This is a genomic window from Ktedonosporobacter rubrisoli (assembly GCF_004208415.1).
Classification (GTDB): Bacteria; Chloroflexota; Ktedonobacteria; order Ktedonobacterales; family Ktedonobacteraceae; genus Ktedonosporobacter; species Ktedonosporobacter rubrisoli.
On record NZ_CP035758.1, the window covers coordinates 8,692,812 to 8,710,583 of the forward strand.

Sequence of the window (17,772 nt, forward strand, 5' to 3'; positions counted from 1 at the left end):
AGGCATAAACTTGATCGAACAACACTATAATGAGCTGCGTTATTTGCAATTTGAGCACTTTAAGCAATTTAAAGATATTACGCATGGGATCTTTACACGTCATGGTGGCTATAGTGAACCGCCCTATCAAGGACTCAACACCTCAACCTCGATCTATGTTCCCGGCTCCGACAGCGTAGATAATGTTGCGCGCAATCGCCAGCTGGTCTTGCAGGCTCTCGGTATTTCCACCTCGCCTTTCGTGACGCTCTGGGCGATCCATAGCGCAGATGTAGCGAGGGTGGATAGATGGAGTGAGTGGCGCACTGACTGGGCTTATCCTTCTTTCCATAAGCCAGGCTGGACGCCTGCCTCTGTGCGCAAGGGCGATGCGCTCATTACGCGTGAGCGGGGGCTTGGCATCGCCCTCTCTTTTGCTGATTGTACTCCCATTCTCTTCTATGATCCGGTGGAGCAGGTAATTGGCCTGGCCCATGCCGGCTGGCGTGGGGTCGCGCGCGGCATTGTATTGGCGACGGTTGAGGCTATGCAAAAGCAATATGGCTGCCTGCCAGCAAATATCTACGCGGGTATTGGTCCGGCTATAGGAGCTTGCTGCTACGAAGTTGGCCCAGAGGTGCAAGACTTCCTATTGGGCGAGCGGCAGTTTGAGGACATGCCAACCGAGCCACGCTATCGTGAGGCAGTGCGCGAGTCGGCAACTTTTAGGCTGCAGCCCCTGGCTGAGCGCGAGAGCCTGCATCTGGATCTATGGGAGACGAATCGTAAGCAACTTCTCCTGGCGGGCCTGCGAGCTGAGCATATCGAACTTGCCAGCATTTGTACCTCTTGCCATAAAGAGCACTTCTTCTCTTATCGCGGCGAGAAGGGGAAAACTGGCCGTTTTCCCGTCGTGCTGCGCTTATTGGGCTAACGAGCTAAGCTAGCGGTGGCCAGGCCGGGAGCTGTTGCTGAGTGGGCTTGCTGATTTTCTTGCATGGATAGGCCGAAAACCTTCTGCAGACCCTCCAGACCTGCACTCGTGATCATGAGTGAACGGCGCTCCGGGTGGCGCTGTATCCAGCCTAGCTCAAGGAGACGCGAGGCAAGGGCCGCGCCCAGTGAGCCGGAGATATGATAATGCCGTTCGCTCCAATCAAGGCACTGACGGGCAAAGATGCGGCGCTGTTTCTGCAGAGCTGCGACATCAATGCCAAAGTTATAAAGAAATTGGCTGCCAGCTGTGCTGACCCGGTATTCTCGCTCATCTTGGGTCAAGATATGCGCCTCAAGCAGTGCCTGCGTCAGGCCAACGCCAAGCCTGCCGGCCAGATGATCGTAGCAGGTACGAGCGAAGCGCAATTGTTCGCTTCTGATGGAAGTGCGCAGTGAGTGTACAGGCACGGGCTGAGCAATAACTGCCAGCGCTTCGAGGGCCTGGGCTACCTCGGGTCCAGCCAGGGCATAGTAGTGATGCCGGCCGTGCCTTGTTTGCACAAGCAGGCCGCCCGCCACTAATTTAGCCAGGTGAGAACTGGCAGTCTGGGCGGTAACTCTGGCTCGATGGGCCAGCTCGCTGGCAGGAAGCAGCTCAACATCTAAAAGTGCCTCTAGCATGGCTGCCCTGGATGGATCGGCAAGCAAGGCAGCCACGGCGGCGATATCCACATTTGCGTTGGTGACATACATACTTCTATGATAATCGAAATGTTCTGATGTTACAATAGCTCTGCCTCAAACATTAGCGTATTGTGGAAGGAGCATTTTATGTCAACTAATATGGCATCGCGTGAGTGGCTCGTTCAGTTGGCGCAATCGCGCCAACGTGTGCTTAGCGCCGTACAGGAAGGCAAATTGCCAGCTGATGCCTTGCGCGAGATCGCGCTCAGCAAAGCTGATCTGGCGATTGTGTTGCCGCCCATGCCTGTTGACCCGGCGCAGCATATGGAGCAAGCGCACGCCCTATCTCGCCCCTATCTTGAGCGCTTGATACAACATGATCCCACCCTTGAAATTAAGGTTGATGCTGAGCATAGCTACACAGCGCGTAAAGTGCTCAGGCGCGTGCTTGATCATGCGCTCGATCATCTCAATCAGATCGAGCAATGGTTAGCCTGGCAGGAGCGAGGCCTTGTGCCAGAGCCAACGGATGGCTGGGCATCCTCGGGTGTCACATTTGCTGAAGATCGTGTTCCCTTAACGCAAGCCGAACTTGATGCCTGGCTCTGGCGCATCGATATAGCCGTGGGCCTGGTTGTGCAGAGAGCCCGGCAATTGAGCCAGCAACAGCTAGATTGGCGACCTTCTATAGGAGGCTGGAGCATCCGTCAGATCCTGCATCACCTGGCTCAGGCTCAGCGCTATTATGTGGTCTGGCTTGATGAGCCGCTCCCGGCTGATCCTCTGGCCTGCTATGTAGAGGCTAGCCAGCGTTTTGAAGAGCAATTACAGCAGCGTTTGCCTGAGCATGCGCATACGATAGTCTTCAATGGGGAAGAGGAAACTTTCCCCGAACCGCTTGTCAAGTCGGTCCTCAAGGCAGAACAGGAGCTGCTAAGCGGAAAATGATGCGCGGAATAGCTGAGTGGGGGCTTCTCCTATACGCTGTTATGTTCATAACGGGTATAGGAGAGGGCGCATAAGGGGAGCAAATCATTTTGCTGGTTGATTGATTGGCATAAAGACGACGCGCCAGCCATCAGGATCTTCTATTGTCACGGCCTGGTGCTCGCTCCAATAGGGATTTTCAGGGGGCACAGATGGATATCCCATCTTTCCCAGGCGTCCTGCTACACGTTCTATGGCTGTTCGATCATGGAGATAGAAGACAAGGAGATTGTCCTTTGAGGGCGCTTGACAATCGCTGCCATTTTCATGATGCGTAAATTCCAGATGGTAGTGTATGCCGGGCAAACCAAGCAAGACGCCTGTATAGCCTGCATGGCCCTCAAACGAGCCAATCACTGATAAACCAACCCCATCGCGATAGAAGGCCACGACTTCATCCAGGCGATCTGTAGGACGTGCCACGCGTACGCGGGAGACTGGTAATTCGGCTGGCCATTGCTCAGATAACATCTGAAATTCCTCACTCTATTTTCGACTTTGCCTCTGCTCAAAGAGATCCGCTGCACATGATACTGGCTGGAGAAGCTGTTATGGCAGATGAAGGATCTCAAACCAATACTACCATGAATAGCCGCCCGGGCATCCTGTCCAAAAGGACGGCTTGCGGATACAGGACAGTTTCAGACTGCGCTTCCGCTCATTTCCTGAACTCTAATGTCCCTTTTTGTTTGAGTTGACACAAAAATGTCACATTGTGATACGCACCTTACACGAGTCTCATGCTAACTTTATTCCATGTCAGGAAGGTAGCTAGTATTAGCCGGCAAGCTAGTAATCGGGCCTCTTCAGGTGAGTAGGGAAAGCGTGGGTAAGTGAGTGGCAGGTCTCTGCATATTGTTGCTGTAGCTCACCAAACGAAGTTGGTAAGGTTACATGGCTTGGCTTAGCTAGCATGATGAACAGGTAAGCTGGCCGCCTGGCCGGCTTGTTGCGAAAAGAGAAGAAAGCGCCAGGAGAGCTTTATGTGTGACCCTGAAGCATGCCCGTCTGCGAAAAGTGAGAGCCGTGCGATAGACGCGTTGTTGGAGGAATATGATCCTTTTATCAATGCCCTGGTCAAGGAGCGCATCCATCAATATGCGAATGTTATCCCTGCTGGCGTACTGGACCTGGAGACCGATGAGATTGTTCAGCGGGTGCGCATTAAATTCTGGCATGCCCTTGAAGAAAAGGTGATAAGTTACCCACGGGCCTATCTCATGCGCATAGTGCGTAACGAATTTATTGATCTCACCCGTCGTCGCTCCTTTCTGCCCTTGCCGGTAGATCAAGAGGGCGAGATTTATTGTGGCAGCGCTCTCGTTGCTTCCAGCGAAGAGATGTCTGATCCGGCCGAGGTGCTGGAGAAGCGTCTGGGAATAGTTAAGCTTATGCAGGAGACAGCGAAGGCGGTGCTGACCTTGCCCCGTCGTCAGCAGCAGGCGATGATCTGTGCTCTGATCGAGAATGTTGATAATCTCAATATGCTGTGGGCAGCTTTTAGAGCCTGCAACGTAGATGTTCATTTCTATCACTGGCCCCAGGAGAAAGAGGCAAAACGCCTGCTTCAATCGTCGCTTTCTTATGCCAGGCTGCAAATCGCCTGCAAGCTAAAAAAAGGCGCACGAGGACAGTCCACACGCGTACGTGGTGCGCCGCTCACCGGTCGGGCAGCTGGGCGTTCACGGGAGCGCGCTGTACCGGCATACCTGCCCCATGGATAGGGGAATGTCTCTCTGAGAGGTATTCTTTGCTCTGGGTAATCATGGAAAAAGGAGAGAGAATGTGCTATCATAAAGAAAAACAGGAGATCATCTGATGAATTTGGACGACACGTTTACACGCGTGGAGAGGCGTCAGCTGGTGGACCATGTGTTAATCCAACTTCAGAAACATATCTCGCTTGGGCACTATAAGCCCGGCGATCGCTTGCCCACGGAACCCGAGCTCATGAAGCAGCTCGGGGTGGGGCGCTCTACGATTAGGGAGGCGATCCGCATTCTGGTTCATGGCGGGTTGCTGGAGGTTCGGCAAGGTGCTGGCACTTTTGTCAAGGCACGCCAGGTCAGCGAGGAGACACTTCATCAGCGTCTGCGGCGTGAGGATGCCAGAAATGTGCAGGAGGTGCGCCGTATGCTCGAAGGTGAGACAGCTGCTCTGGCGGCCCTGCGCCGGACTGAGGAAGACCTTGAGCGTATTAAGCATTATCTGGACCGGCGTAGTGAGTTACTGAGCGCTGGCAACTACGTAGATTACATCGATGCAGATATCGCTTTCCATCTTGCAATTGCCGAGGCCAGTAAGAATGCGCTGGTAGTAGACCTCTACAGCTCGTTTTCGGCGGCCTTGCACGATTACTTTAGCAGCTCTATTTTGGATGTGGACCATTTCAAGGATAATACAGCTGTACACGAAAAGATCTATCAAGCGATTCGCGATCAGGATGCTAATCGAGCCCGGGAGTTGACATTTGAGAATGTGGGATTGTGTCACTCGTAAAAATTTTGCTAAAATTCGTCAGATGATCTGTCGATAATGCTGGAGGTTCTAGCCTTAGAGGAGAAAAATTTCTATATGCAGAAGCAAGCGTCAGTATCTGTGACTACTACCATTTTTTCTATTTTATTTGCCGTAAGTTTTGCCCATTTGCTCAATGATTCGATCCAATCGGTCATTCCAGCGATGTTTCCACTTCTCAAGCAATCGCTCCAGCTTAATTTTGCTCAGGTTGGTTTGATCGCCTTCGCCCTAAATATTACCGCCTCGCTGTTGCAGCCGCTGGTTGGCATCTTCATGGATCTGCGGCCCAAACCATTTTTATTACCTATTGGGATGTGCTCAACGCTGGTTGGCATGGTGATTTTAGCCTATGCGCCAAGCTTTCTTGTGGTTTTGCTGGCCGTCGTCTTTGTTGGCATTGGCTCCTCTGTGCTCCATCCTGAGTCTTCACGCGTGGCATTTCTGGCCTCAGGAGGGAAACGTGGACTAGCGCAATCGCTTTTCCAGATTGGTGGCAATATCGGTCAGGCTCTGGGACCTGTCCTGACGGCCTTTATTTTTGTGCCACTTGGACAAGGGGGCGCCGTCTGGTTTGCCGGGGTGGCTATGCTCGCGATCATTGTACTGTTTTACGTAGCGCGCTGGTATAGTCTGCGCTCTTCGCCAGCCCATAGAGCCGCGCATGCCGTATTTGAGCCAGCTGGCAATCAGCTCTCGCGCCGCACGATTGTGGGCGCACTTGCCATTCTGATTGCGCTGATATTCTCCAAATATGTCTATATATCGAGCATTACCAGTTATTACGCTTTCTATGCGATAAAACAATTTGGCTTTTCGGTCCAGCAAGCTCAATTGTATCTCTTCATTTTTCTGGTGGCCAGCGTAGTTGGTACTTTTGCCGGCGGTCCACCGGCCGATCGCTTTGGACGAAGGAATATTATCTGGATCTCAATCCTGGGGACGGCGCCCTTTGCCATCCTGCTGCCCTATGCTAATCAATTCTGGTCGATGGTCCTGCTGGCTCTGGCCGGTCTGATATTGTCCTCGGCGTTCTCGATTATCGTCGTGTATGCCCAGGAACTGCTGCCCGGGAAAGTAGGCATGGTTTCTGGCCTCTTCTTTGGGTTGGCCTTTGGTCTGGGCGGCTTAGGCTCGGCTGTACTTGGCTATCTTGCGGATCTCAGCAGCCTCAATGCCGTCATTCAGGGCTGCTCATATCTGCCCCTGATCGGGCTGATCACTATCCTCTTGCCTCCCGATCGCAAATTGCATGGGCAGAACGTAAGCGTAGCGACGACCGAGACTTCGGCAAGCCAGGTTTAGGCTTATGTAATGTATCGAAAAGGCTGTATCCAGGTTGTGTAAGCATTGCACCGAGCAATGCTAAGCACAGCTTGGCAGCGCGCTACTTGTTCCAGAGCTTCTCCAACATTATCAGGGAAGGCCGAAGGAAGAAGAGAGGATATGTCTTTTGGTGTTAATGGCCCACAATAGACATATCCTCTTTCTTCGCCTGGACCGTCTGTGCCACGCAAGGTGAGGGTCCCGCTATTGGAGTAGATCAGATGAAGAAAGGCTTTTTCCTCATCTCAGCAGCTTGCTCAGCCCAGGCTAGATCAAGACTATATTTCGTCAGCAAAATCCCAGGCACGCAGTTTTCCCGGCTCAAGACGGACAAGGACCAACTCGGCATCTTTCAGGGTCTGCAGATAGGCGTCTACTTGCTCGGGTCCTACGTAGCGCAGAGCAATGCGTCGGAGGACTGCATGGTCATTATCAGTGCCAAGTTTTGCCTTGCCACGCACTTCAAGGCCCCGATTAAGGTCTGAAGTTTCGAAGACGCTGATGCTGGCGCGTGGGTTGCCCTGCAAGCTGCGATGCTTGATATCATTGGCGCCGATGATGAGGTTAAAGCCTCCATCCTGCCATTCATGCCAGATAGGCGATAGCAGGATATCACCGTTAGCCAGATGGGTAGCCAGAACAGCATTTAAAGGGAGATCGAGAAGGTCGCCGAGATCGGAAACCTGTAAATTTTTACGCATAGCTAGCAAATTACCTCTTCAGTAGAGTAGTGGATCGAAGTTCAGAGTGCTCACGTACGTGCAATTTAAGTGTATATAAGTGGAGATGTTTTGACAAGAAGTGACAAAATTGTGATATAGTGCTAAAAAGTATACTACCTGAAGCATCTATTCTTTGATATCTGCTTGTGATGAAGGAAACGTTATGAGAGAGGCTGTGTATACCAGAAAGTATAGCTGTGCGTCAGAGGCAGCAGCAGATATTTTTGGTGGGAAATGGAAAGTTCTGATCCTTTGCTATTTATGCGAGGCTCCGCGGCGTTTTAATGAGCTCAGGCGCCTCTTGCCTGAAGTCACGCAGAGGATGTTAATTCGGCAATTACGGGAATTGGAGCAGGATGGTATTGTCCATAGGGAAATTTATGGAACGGTTCCTCCCCAGGTGACGTATTCGCTAACTGAGCTCGGCCTCGGTCTTGAGCCGATTATGGAACAGATGATTGTCTGGGGCGAGCGCTATTTGGCGCAGGATCAAGAATGCCTTGAGTGATCTTGCGTACGGATTCTGCCTGCAAGTTTTTAGCGCCATTTAGGGATGTATTTTCTCTTGCCTGGAAAGCATTTCAACAAACTTCTGTAGACGTGCAGCCCGGGTTTCGGCCTTTTTCGCTGTTTGGAGGCGAAAGATGATAGCGTAGCGATTTTGGCTATTCAGCGTATTGAAGAAGGCCAGGGCCTGGGGATTTTTGGCAAGTTCGCTCTGCAGATCGGCGGGGATATCACTATTTTTCTGGCTTGCATAAGCAGCGTCCCAGCGCCCATCCGCCTTTGCCCGTTCTATCTGTTGTAGCCCTGCCGGCTGCATCTTGCCAGCCTCGATAAGGGCCAGAGCCTTCTCACGATTGATCTGTGACCAGATGCTTTTGGGGCGGCGCGGCGTAAATTTCAGTAACCAGTGCTGTTCGTCGAAAGAGGCCTTTTGCCCGTCGATCCAACCATAGCAGAGCGCTTCTTCCAGAGCCTGGGCATAGTTGATGGAGGCAATTTGGCTGGCCTTTTTGGCAAACTTGAGCCAGATGCCCTTTGCCTCTGCATGGTGCTCTTTGAGCCAGGCTTCCCACTCTGCCTGGGTTGCGAATAAGATGATGGGGAGGTTATCCTTAATATTCAAGCTTTCGTTTCCTCCTGGTTGCGATTGGCCCTAGAAAGGCTGGCTTGTGGCAAGCGCTCTTTTTCCCTTTGACGTTTGCTGTGCCGCTACATCTCGTCTGTGCGCAAGGCAGATTAGCTTTCTTTGATTTAGCTCTTATAATAGCACAGGTGTTCGAGCTCTGCAATGCTGAGCGGCGAAGCTGAATATAGTTGGGGTGTGGAATAACGGGTTTCCTGACCGGATAAGGGTTTTTAGTATCTGACAAGACGAAAGTTATTATGCCTGGCCTTCGGCAGCTTTTTTGATATAATTGTTGCGCGTTATCAACAAGCTACGCATGTAGCGTCTAAGCACGAGCACTTCCGCTAGCCGACCAGCGAGGCCAAGAGGAGCCTGGAAACTGAATCTGTCAATCATGAGTGTGCTGCCATCGCTTTCCACAAACTCGTGTATATGGTGGATTTCCTTAAAAGGTCCTTTGAGCATCTCATCAACAAAGTGCACCGGCCGCTCGTACTCCGTGATTTTTGTCGTGAGGTGCTGTCTGATGCCGAAGTGGACAGCTTCCCAGGTGACAGTATCATTGAGCTTCATAACGCCGCTAGTAACGCCAGCAATCGCTCTTTCGTGTGTATGGCTAACAGAGTTACGGTGAATATCGACGCTCAGCGATAGATCGAAGCAACGCTCGATAGGAGCTTTGATAAAGGTTTCCAGATAAATGGTGCTCATAAATCTAAGTATAGTATAGAATTTTAGCTTTTGCTATCTTTACATTCGTTTTTAGGAAAAGGGTGAGGGATGGGCCAGATGCATGATTAAAGATAAGCATGGACTGAACTGAAGGATAGGGAATCTGGCCAGACGAATCAGATCCCGTCATCCTGCTTATAGAACAAAACAGTTTTACCGGCGTGAGCTGCGGCAATGGGCTATCTGATTGGCTGTATACAAAGGCAGTTCACCACGGACGTAGCGTCCGATATTTTTGGCAAAGACGAGGGCCCCTTGATGATAAAAGGCATCGGTCAGGCCGGCGATATGAGGAGTCACAACAACGTTTTGTTGAAATAGTTGATGCGTCAGGGCAACAGGCTCTTCCCAAAAGACATCAAGGCCCGCCCCAGCCAGGTGCCCGCTCTGCAATGCGGCAAAGAGAGCCTCGTGATCGACAAGGCCGCCGCGAGCGACATTGATAAAAAAGCTGCCAGGCTTCATAGCCTCAAAGGCCTCAGCATTCAAGAGATGATGTGTCTCAGGCGTATATCTGATGCAGGCAATTGTATAGTCGGCCTCGTGCAAAGCTGTGATCAACTCCTTTGGCCCGAAAACCTGCTTCAAAGAGGGAATTCCCAAAACTTCTCGCTCAGGATTATTGCGCACAGCAAGCAATTTCATACCAAAGGCTTGCAAGCGACGCGCGAGAGCCATACCGATGTCGCCAAGACCGAGAATACAAGCAGTTTTGTCAGTGAGCGCAAAGCCCGGCGGCTCGGCCCAGCGTCCCTCTTGCCAGGCAGTGCGCAGCTCTGGTAGCCGGCGTGAGAGCATCAGCATAAACATTATCGCTAGCTCGGCTACCGAGTCCGCGTTGCGTGTATTGCCGGCAGGCAGCCGGGCCACCCAGACGCCGGCCTCTGTCGCTGCTTCTATATCGACAGTATCAAGCCCGACACCAAATTGTTGGATCAAGCCGAAGTGGCCCTGCTCGATAAGTGAACGATCGACACGCGCGCTGAAGGGAACGACAATATCGGCATCTGAAATGTGTCTGGCAATATCAGCCTGTGAGCAAGCAATGATCTCATGCTCTGGCAGCAAGGGAGCAAGGCCTTGCCAGGGGAGGCCCGCCGAAAAATGTTCTCTACCAAATAATATTTTCATCGGCAAAATCCTTTTTGTGGCCTGGAGATGAATAAACCTTCCCATTCTGGCCAGCAAGGGAAGGTCTGCCTCTGTTTTAGAGAGCTGATATTTCTATAGAGCTCTTTATGTAGAATAACATAATTTCAGCAACTTGTGCAGATAAGCAAACTTGTTAAATTACAACTCAAGTAGGGTGGGGGCCCTATCGACTGCCCGTTCGTCTGCGGTTTCGCTCTGTAGCATGCGCGGGATGTAGAGTATAGCCAGCACAGCTCCCAGGAGCTCGCCGCAGCCGCCAACCAGAAAGGCCGTATGCAGCCCGGCCATGAAGAATGCATTACCATGCCCGGCTGAAAGCTGGCCGGCCAGGATCGCTCCCAGAATTGCCACGCCCAATGTCGCTCCTATCATGCGGGCCATATTGCCAAAGCCAGAAGCCAGGCCGGCACTTCTGGCCGGCAGACTGCCCACAGCAACGGCCATGACCGGACTTGTGTTCAAACCTACCCCAGCGCCAATAGCTGCCATCGTAATCACAAGAAAGGTATAGGGCGTTTCTGGCGTCAGGAGCGTAAAGAGCAGCAGGCCAACTCCCATCAAGGCCATGCCCGCAACCATCAACGGCCGAGGGCCAAAGCGGCTGATCCAGCGGCCGACCGGCGGCGAGATGATAATAAAGACGATGGAGAGAGGCAAGAGCTGCAAGCCTGCCAGTAAGGCTGACGCATGATGGATGGATTGTAGATACAGGCTGATCAAAAAGAACATGCCGTACATACCAAAGGTCATCATGCTAGCGATGGCCAGGGCCGCTGAGAACGCGCGGTGCCGAAAAATGTCTAAGGGAACCATAGCTCCGGGGGTGCGCCGCTCAACTATGATAAAGGCTGCAAGGCTGATGATGGCTAAGCCGAAGCCGGCGAGAATAAGTGGGGAAAACCAGCCTCGGGCCTGGCCTTCGATTACGGCGTAGGTGAGCGCAACCAGGCAGAGGATTGCCAGAGTCTGGCCAGGGAGATCGAGCCGTCGTCCTTGCGGGTGCGAGGATTCTGCTACAAAGATCGCCGCAATGCCGAAGTTTATCAGGCCAATCGGAATATTCATGAAGAAGATGCTTTGCCAGCCAAAGGTATTGACAAAAAGAGCTCCTACGGTTGGCCCAATGGCCAGAGCCAGGCCCATAACGCTGGCCCAGATGCCAATTGCCCGCGCGCGTTCTTTGGGGTCCGGATAGGTTGCGGTAAGAATAGAAAGCGTTCCCGGCAATTCCAGAGCGGCGCCAATTCCCTGCAACACTCTACCCACAAGCAAAAGAGCGATAGAACCGGCGAAGGCACAGATCAGCGAGCCGCCGGTAAAGAGCGCCAGGCCTATGAGGAAGAGCCGCTTTCTCCCGAAGAGATCGCCAAGCGTTCCGCCTAATAAAAGCAAGCTTGCAAAGGTGAGATTGTAGCTATCAATGATCCATTGCAGAGCTCCAATATCTGTATGAAGGCTGCTTTGCATGCTGGGCAGAGCGAGATTGACTACATTTGTATCAAGCTGAGGCATAAATAGCCCCAGACACATTGCTAGCAAGGTTAAACTCTTGACCTGTCGTACGGAAGGCATAATCTTTATGCTCCTTCATCTCACTCGCTTGACAAAATAGGAAGCCATGCAATAATATATCGGTGTAAGTCGATATGTGTAGTATAATACAAAGCAGAAAAGTGTGTCAATATATCGGGATTGAACGATGGATGAAAACAATCAGCTTTTTACGCTGGCGCAGGCTCTGGCGGACCGGCGGCGGCTCATCATTCTGCAGCAATTGATGGAAGGGCCAGCGACAGTCTCAGAATTGCAATCATTGACGGGCGGGCCGCAATCTACAGTCTCGACGCACCTTGCCGTGCTGCGTGAGCGGGGCCTGGTTGTGGCCGCGCGGCAAGGCCGGCAGATGTTCTATAAGCTGCGCGATGCCTCAGTGGGCCAGCTTGTGGAGTCGCTTACCGTCGTGGCGGGTATGGTGCCGGCTAAGCTCTGGAAGTCACCACAGCTTATTATGGCCCGCACATGCTACGATCACCTGGCCGGGCGCTATGGCGTAGCACTCTTTGAGGCCTTGCTTGAGAAGCAAGCAATTGAGGAGCCAGGGGAAGCACGAGGAGAGATAGAGTTAGGCCCGGCGGGAAAAGAGATTTTTGGCAGCCTTGAGCTTGATCTGGAGGCCCTACGCCGCGAGCGGCGCCGTTTTGCCTTTGCCTGTCCCGACTGGACTGAGCGCCGTCCTCACCTCGGTGGCACGCTCGGGGCCGCACTCTGGGCCCACTTTATCGAGCATGGCTGGGCCGTAAAGCAGCAAGGGACGCGCGCAATCATCGTCACGGATCTGGGAAAGCAACGCCTGCGTGAGCAGCTTGGCGTACGAGTAGAGGAGAAAGTCTAATTTTAGCTGTGGACTACACTAATAGTAATCGTTCTACGCGCGAACATAGCTAGCTTCTTCGCGTGACGGGCCAGGAAGCTAGCAAATTGTAGCTTTAGCTCGCGATCATCAGGGCCAGGCAAGTAGTTCATTTCAGGGTATCTGTGTGGAGGTGGAAGTTGTGAAGAGATGGATTCTATCAGTTTGTCTTCTATGCTTGTGCGCCTCTCCGTTAAGCGCCTGTGGGCAAGCGGGGCGGCCGGAAGCTGTAACTGTGATCCGTTATGCCCTCTGGAATCAAAACCAGTTGGGGTTTATGCAACGACTGGCGCAGATGTTTGAGCGCCGACATCCAGGCCTGAAAATTCAGTTAGAGGTGACGCCGCCTTCACAGTATTTTACCAATCTAGAGACTGGCGTCATAGGAGGCGGAGCTCCTGATATCTTCACCATGAATGAGGCTAACTTCCTCAAATATGCCGAGCATCATATCCTATTGCCCTTGAATCGTTTTGTGGGCGAGGCCGGTCCAAACCTGGCTGACTTTATGGATGTGGCGTTATCTCCCTTTGTGATAGATGGCAGACTCTACGCCTTGCCAAAAGACGCGGCTACGGTTGGACTGTGGTATAACAAGCAACTTTTTCGGCAGGCCCACTTAGCGTTTCCCGATGCTTCCTGGGATTGGGCCAGGCTGCGTGAAGCAGCGCGGCGCTTAACAGATCCCCGGCGCGGTATTTATGGTATAGCGGCGCCAGTGGCTGATCAAACAGGCTTCTATAATACGATTCTGCAGAGCGGCGGCACAATCCTTTCAGCTGATAGAAGAAGCTCGGGCTTTGCTACAGCTTCGGCCAGGGCCGGCCTGCAGTTCTGGCTAGACTTACTCAAGGATCGCTCCTCGCCCACGCTTGAGCAGATGTCAGATACAGCGCCTTTGAGCTTGTTTGAAGCTGGCAGGCTCGCCATGCTCTATGAGGGCTCGTGGCGGGCCGCGGATTTCTCGGCCAATGCTTATACCAGACAGCATATGGATGTGACCGTGTTGCCGCACGGAAAAACGCGGGCCGTAGTTGTCAGCGCGACGGCTATGGCGATTAATGCCGCCACGCGCTATCCTCAGCTGGCCTGGGAGTTTATCAAGTTTGTGGATGCCCAACAGGCAGCGCAGATTTCCCGGCAAACAGATCTCTTCCTCCCGGTGCATAAGCATTTGTTGACCAGGTGGGTGAAAGCTAATCAGCAGTTTCACCTGCAAGCGTTCGTAGACGAGTTGCCCAATGCGGCCCCTTATCCCTTCTCCAGAAATACGGCTGCCTGGCTCGATCTGCAAAACAGTATCCTCAGCAACGTTTGGGCGAACCGCATAAGCCTGAGCGTCGGAACTTTACAGCTTGCTGAGCAAATGAACCAGATACTTCAGGAGGAACGGCAGATCAGCTAGAAGCTCTGGCGTGCTCAAGGTGGAATTGGTCAAGGTACAGAAGTTGGAGGGATGAATGGAGGTTTTGTGACGATGATAGCAGATGTTGAACCGAAAAAGCCAAGCGAACAGGTGCCAGAGAAGAGGAGAGCGCGCATCTACCGGGACAGGCTTGCGCACAAAGAGGCCCTCTGGGGTTATCTCTTGATCGCTCCACTGATGCTCGGGCTGGGCATATTTTATCTCTGGCCAGTAGTGCAGAACTTCTATTTTAGCTTTACGCTCTGGGGCGCCTTTGGAACCTACCGCTGGATAGGAGGCTATAATTATCTCAAGCTGTTGCACGATCCCGAGCTCTGGCAGGCCGTGGGCAATACGCTCCTCTTTGCCCTGGTCATCGTCCCATTGGGCATCGCCAGCGCCATCTGTATTGCCGTCTTGCTCAATCGCAAGCTGCGCGGCGTTGCGCTCTACCGCCTGCTTTACTTTCTCCCCGTCGTTACTATGTCGGCGGCAGTTGCCTTAACCTGGAACTGGCTCTACAACGGCGATTATGGGCTTATCAATACCATGCTGGGCTCTGTAGGGATCAGAGGGCCGCGCTGGCTGGCCGACCCTGATCTGGCGCTGTTCTCGATCATGGCCGTAGCGATCTGGAGCTCAATTGGGCACAAGATCATCATCTTTCTTGCCGGCTTGCAGAGCATTCCCCGAACCTTTTACGAAGCGGCAGCCCTCGACGGCGCTGGCGTGGTGCGTACCTTTTTCAGCGTGACCCTGCCACTGCTGAGCCCGAGCATCTTTTTTGCCACGGTTATCGGCTTGATCCATGCCCTGCAAATCTTTGACTTGATCTTCTTGATGGCAGGCTCCAATGTGCTCTTAAGCGAGGCCACGCAGACTGTGGTGTATCGCTTTTATAAGGTTACGTTTATCCTTGGCGAGAAAGGTTATGGAGCGGCGATTACCATCGTCCTCTTTCTGCTCATCTTGAGCATAACCGCGCTGCAGATGTGGCTACAGAAGGGTTGGGTGCATTATGAGTAAAGGGAACCGTATAAAGTCTGTCAAAAAAAACAAGTGGGCTGCGCATTGTTCGCTGCATGTAGTTCTGATTGCAGGGGCTATCTGCTTTGTGCTGCCCTTTGCCTGGATGGTTCTGACTTCGCTCAAGTCTTTGCCTGAGACGACGCAGGTACCGCCTCCCATTTTCCCTGCTGTGCTCAGATGGGAGAACTATCGCGAGCTCTTTACGAAGCTCCCTTTTTTGCTCTACTATCGCAATACGCTTGTCATGACTCTTGGACGAATAGGAGGTCAGGCGCTCTTGTGCTCACTGGCTGCCTATGCCTTTGCTCGCATAAGATTTCCCGGACGCGAGATCCTCTTTCTGCTCATGCTCTCGGGCATGATGATTCCTGGCTATGTGCTCTTGCTGCCTCAATACTTAATTATGAAGGATCTGCACTGGCTCAACTCCCTGCAAGCCCTGATCGTCCCTGGTCTCTTCAGCGCCTTTGGGACATTTTTATTGCGCCAGTACTTCTTGACTCTCCCGCGTGAACTGGATGAAGCCGCCAAGATTGATGGGGCCAACCATTTACAAATCCTCTGGCACGTGCTCCTTCCTTTGAGCAAGCCAGCACTTATTGCTCTGATGATCTTTACCGCGCTTTCTTCATGGAATGATCTTATCTGGCCTCTTATCGTGAACAACGCTCCCCAAATGCTCACGCTTTCAGTAGGCCTGGCGGCTTTGCGTGGAGAGTTCTCAACAGATTTTCCCCTCCTCATGGCCGGGGCAGTTCTGGCGAGCTGGCCTATGATCTTGCTCTTTATAGTTTTGCAGCGCTATTTTATCGCGGGAATTGCCTTTACCGGCACAAAAGCTTGAGGAGAGGAGAGAAAAAGCAAGCTCGGCTCCGCTTAAGCTTCACCTTCTACTGTGCCGAGAAGCCTCCATCGATCATGAGTATCGTTCCCGTGACATTGGAGGCCCTATCTGAACAGAGCCAGAGAACGGCGTTGGCAATCTCTTCCGCTTGCCCGATACGTCCCAGCGGGTGGGCAGCTCTGAACTCTTCCATCTTCATGGGATCGGTATCCGCGACCATAGGCGTTTCAATCGCGCCAGGGCCAACAGCATTGATACGGATGCCTGATCGGGCATAGTCAAGCGCGGCGGCCCGCGTGAGACCAAGAATTGCATGCTTACTGGCCGTATAGATTGCCATCCCGGCAGTACCAGCGACGCCAAGCGTCGAGGAGACATTTACAATAGCTCCTTTGCCCTGTTTAAGCATATGGGAAATCTCGTGCTTCATGCATAGCCAGATCCCTTTGGCATTGATGCCCATCACATGATCATAGAGCTCCTCTGTCTGCTCTGCCAGAAGGTAGGCCGGTTGGGTGACGCCAGCGTTATTGAAGGCATAGTCAAGGCTGCCATAGGCGGCAAGCGCTTTTTCTACTATGGCTCTGACCTCACTCTCCCTGGTGATATCCGCCTGAATAAAGAGGGCCTGGCCTCCCTCATCTCTTATCTGGCGAGTAGTTTCCTCACCTTCGCTTACGCGCTGATCGACAAGAATTACTGAGGCCCCTTCTCGGGCAAAAGCCTGGGCCGTGGCCTTTCCGATGCCACGAGCTGCACCCGTTACAAGAGCCACCTTACCGGCAAGATATAAATCCATGTGTTAACCCCTTATTTGCTCCTTTATCCATTGTGTTGTTACTCACGTTTCTATGATATAGGGAAAGTGAGGGAAGGATCTTTCGTTTTCTTGCGAAAGATGTCGAAAAAAGGGGAACATTGAGCAGCGTCTCGGACAGAAGCCTGTCCCTGGAGGCGCTGCCTTTTTCGCAATGGTCAGGCCTGGCGCGGGGCTGAAGCCTGGTTGGGATTTACTTGTGTGCGCATCAGCCAGACATAGCTATCTTCCAGGCCAGGCTCTAGCGGTTCCATAGCCAGCATATTAGCCCGAGCAGGTGGTTCGCCTACGATGCGATATTGTACAGCTGTACCCGTATGGAGCGTGGAAACAATGGTGAAGGCGCCCTCTGGTCGCGCGCCATTGGTGGTAATAAGCCAGGTCTTGCCTCGTGTTTGCTGCACCATCTGGGCAAGCGAACCCTGAAAGGTCACGCGGCCCTCGCGCAAAATTGCCAGTTGCCGGCAGGATTGGGCGATATCCTCGACGATATGTGTCGAGAGTAAAATCGTGCGATTGCCGCCCAGATCCGCGAGGAGATTGCGAAAGCGGATGCGCTCTTCGGGATCGAGGCCCGCAGTTGGCTCATCCACTATGAGCAATTGTGGATCATTAAGCAAGGCCTGCGCAATCCCCACGCGGCGTTTCATGCCGCCTGAGAAAGTCTTTAATTTGCGCCGGGCTACAGTGCTCAGCGAGACCAGTTCGAGCAGCTCCTCGACGCGAGCCTTGCGTGCCCGGTGCCCATCAAGGCCCTTGAGAATGGCGATATAATCGAGAAATTCGCGGGCCGAGAGATCTGGATACATCCCCAGATCCTGGGGCAGATAGCCCAGGATGCGCTTAATTTGCTGGCGACCATGCTCGGTTGTGCCGTCGTAAGGGCCAACGCGAATGATCCCGCTAGTTGGGTGCAAGATGCCGGCCAGAATGCGGATAAGCGTCGTCTTGCCAGCTCCGTTGGGGCCCAGCAAGCCAAACATACCCGTAGGAATCGTTAGCTCCAGGCCTTTGAGCGCCTGCACACCACCACGATAAACTTTTGTCAGATCCTTAAGCAAGATTTCCATAATTGTATCCCTTCACATAAACCGTATCTC

General features: G+C 52.7%; 20 protein-coding genes. 10 read left to right on the top strand and 10 right to left on the bottom strand.

Going from position 1 to position 17,772, the window contains the following annotated elements; all coding sequences use genetic code 11:
* The first annotated feature begins 10 nt into the window (after positions 1–10).
* Positions 11–913, top strand: a complete 903-nt coding sequence (gene pgeF / locus EPA93_RS37720) for a peptidoglycan editing factor PgeF (protein WP_165423668.1) — start codon at positions 11–13, stop codon at positions 911–913.
* On the opposite strand, the gene EPA93_RS37725 is transcribed toward pgeF, so the two are convergent.
* On the bottom strand, positions 910–1,668 hold the full coding sequence (locus tag EPA93_RS37725) for an ArsR/SmtB family transcription factor (protein WP_129892469.1): 759 nt from the start codon (positions 1,666–1,668) through the stop codon (positions 910–912). The genes pgeF and EPA93_RS37725 overlap by 4 nt on opposite strands.
* 78 nt (positions 1,669–1,746) lie before the next feature.
* Here EPA93_RS37725 and EPA93_RS37730 point away from each other — a divergent pair, with 78 nt between their 5' ends.
* A complete protein-coding gene (locus EPA93_RS37730) occupies positions 1,747–2,547 on the top strand; it encodes a DinB family protein (protein WP_129892470.1) in 801 nt (266 codons plus the stop codon).
* An 84-nt stretch (positions 2,548–2,631) separates the two neighbouring features.
* Here the strand turns inward: EPA93_RS37730 and EPA93_RS37735 are convergent, their stop codons facing one another.
* Entirely contained in the window at positions 2,632–3,057 is a 426-nt protein-coding gene (locus EPA93_RS37735; protein WP_129892471.1) for a VOC family protein, read from the bottom strand.
* Between the two features lie 512 nt (positions 3,058–3,569).
* Between EPA93_RS37735 and EPA93_RS37740 the strand changes: the two genes are divergently transcribed.
* The 3 genes from EPA93_RS37740 (at position 3,570) to EPA93_RS37750 (ending at position 6,408) form a co-directional block, all read left to right on the top strand.
* Positions 3,570–4,310, top strand: a complete 741-nt coding sequence (locus tag EPA93_RS37740) for an RNA polymerase sigma factor (protein ID WP_129892472.1) — start codon at positions 3,570–3,572, stop codon at positions 4,308–4,310.
* Positions 4,311–4,404: 94 nt separating this feature from the next.
* Complete coding sequence (locus tag EPA93_RS37745) at positions 4,405–5,085, top strand: FadR/GntR family transcriptional regulator (protein ID WP_129892473.1); 681 nt, start codon at positions 4,405–4,407, stop codon at positions 5,083–5,085.
* 75 nt (positions 5,086–5,160) lie between these two features.
* Positions 5,161–6,408 (top strand): MFS transporter, encoded by a 1,248-nt coding sequence (locus EPA93_RS37750; protein ID WP_129892474.1) that lies wholly within the window; start codon positions 5,161–5,163, stop codon positions 6,406–6,408.
* 299 nt (positions 6,409–6,707) lie between these two features.
* On the opposite strand, the gene EPA93_RS37755 is transcribed toward EPA93_RS37750, so the two are convergent.
* Entirely contained in the window at positions 6,708–7,130 is a 423-nt protein-coding gene (locus EPA93_RS37755) for a pyridoxamine 5'-phosphate oxidase family protein (RefSeq protein WP_129892475.1), read from the bottom strand.
* 184 nt (positions 7,131–7,314) lie between these two features.
* Here EPA93_RS37755 and EPA93_RS37760 point away from each other — a divergent pair, with 184 nt between their 5' ends.
* Positions 7,315–7,659 carry a winged helix-turn-helix transcriptional regulator gene (locus tag EPA93_RS37760; protein WP_129892476.1) on the top strand — a complete coding sequence of 115 codons (345 nt, stop codon included), beginning with the start codon at positions 7,315–7,317 and terminating at the stop codon, positions 7,657–7,659.
* Between the two features lie 39 nt (positions 7,660–7,698).
* Here the strand turns inward: EPA93_RS37760 and EPA93_RS37765 are convergent, their stop codons facing one another.
* The 4 genes from EPA93_RS37765 to EPA93_RS37780 form a co-directional block, all read right to left on the bottom strand.
* Positions 7,699–8,280, bottom strand: coding sequence for a YdeI/OmpD-associated family protein (locus EPA93_RS37765; RefSeq protein ID WP_129892477.1), 582 nt, complete (start codon positions 8,278–8,280; stop codon positions 7,699–7,701).
* Positions 8,281–8,538: 258 nt separating this feature from the next.
* On the bottom strand, positions 8,539–8,994 hold the full coding sequence (locus tag EPA93_RS37770; RefSeq protein ID WP_129892478.1) for an SRPBCC family protein: 456 nt from the start codon (positions 8,992–8,994) through the stop codon (positions 8,539–8,541).
* 174 nt (positions 8,995–9,168) lie between these two features.
* Positions 9,169–10,146: a 2-hydroxyacid dehydrogenase gene (locus EPA93_RS37775; protein WP_129892479.1), complete on the bottom strand. Its 978-nt coding sequence runs from the start codon at positions 10,144–10,146 to the stop codon at positions 9,169–9,171.
* Positions 10,147–10,305: 159 nt separating this feature from the next.
* Positions 10,306–11,739, bottom strand: coding sequence for an MFS transporter (locus EPA93_RS37780; RefSeq protein ID WP_129892480.1), 1,434 nt, complete (start codon positions 11,737–11,739; stop codon positions 10,306–10,308).
* 127 nt (positions 11,740–11,866) lie between these two features.
* On the opposite strand from EPA93_RS37780, the gene EPA93_RS37785 reads away from it, so the two are divergent.
* Positions 11,867–12,559, top strand: coding sequence for an ArsR/SmtB family transcription factor (locus EPA93_RS37785; RefSeq protein ID WP_129892481.1), 693 nt, complete (start codon positions 11,867–11,869; stop codon positions 12,557–12,559).
* A 2-nt stretch (positions 12,560–12,561) separates the two neighbouring features.
* Here EPA93_RS37785 and EPA93_RS50595 read toward each other — a convergent pair whose 3' ends face one another.
* Complete coding sequence (locus tag EPA93_RS50595) at positions 12,562–12,690, bottom strand: hypothetical protein (RefSeq protein ID WP_277988693.1); 129 nt, start codon at positions 12,688–12,690, stop codon at positions 12,562–12,564.
* A 29-nt stretch (positions 12,691–12,719) separates the two neighbouring features.
* On the opposite strand from EPA93_RS50595, the gene EPA93_RS37790 reads away from it, so the two are divergent.
* From EPA93_RS37790 to EPA93_RS37800, 3 genes are all read left to right on the top strand, one after another.
* Positions 12,720–13,982, top strand: a complete 1,263-nt coding sequence (locus EPA93_RS37790) for an ABC transporter substrate-binding protein (RefSeq protein WP_129892482.1) — start codon at positions 12,720–12,722, stop codon at positions 13,980–13,982.
* Between the two features lie 72 nt (positions 13,983–14,054).
* A complete protein-coding gene (locus EPA93_RS37795; RefSeq protein WP_129894771.1) occupies positions 14,055–15,008 on the top strand; it encodes a carbohydrate ABC transporter permease in 954 nt (317 codons plus the stop codon).
* Entirely contained in the window at positions 15,001–15,855 is an 855-nt protein-coding gene (locus EPA93_RS37800) for a carbohydrate ABC transporter permease (RefSeq protein WP_129892483.1), read from the top strand. The genes EPA93_RS37795 and EPA93_RS37800 overlap by 8 nt, the downstream gene beginning before the upstream one ends.
* A gap of 46 nt (positions 15,856–15,901) precedes the next feature.
* Here EPA93_RS37800 and EPA93_RS37805 read toward each other — a convergent pair whose 3' ends face one another.
* Entirely contained in the window at positions 15,902–16,654 is a 753-nt protein-coding gene (locus EPA93_RS37805; protein ID WP_129892484.1) for an SDR family oxidoreductase, read from the bottom strand.
* A 176-nt stretch (positions 16,655–16,830) separates the two neighbouring features.
* Positions 16,831–17,742, bottom strand: coding sequence for an ABC transporter ATP-binding protein (locus tag EPA93_RS37810; RefSeq protein ID WP_129892485.1), 912 nt, complete (start codon positions 17,740–17,742; stop codon positions 16,831–16,833).
* Between the last annotated feature and the right edge of the window lie 30 nt (positions 17,743–17,772).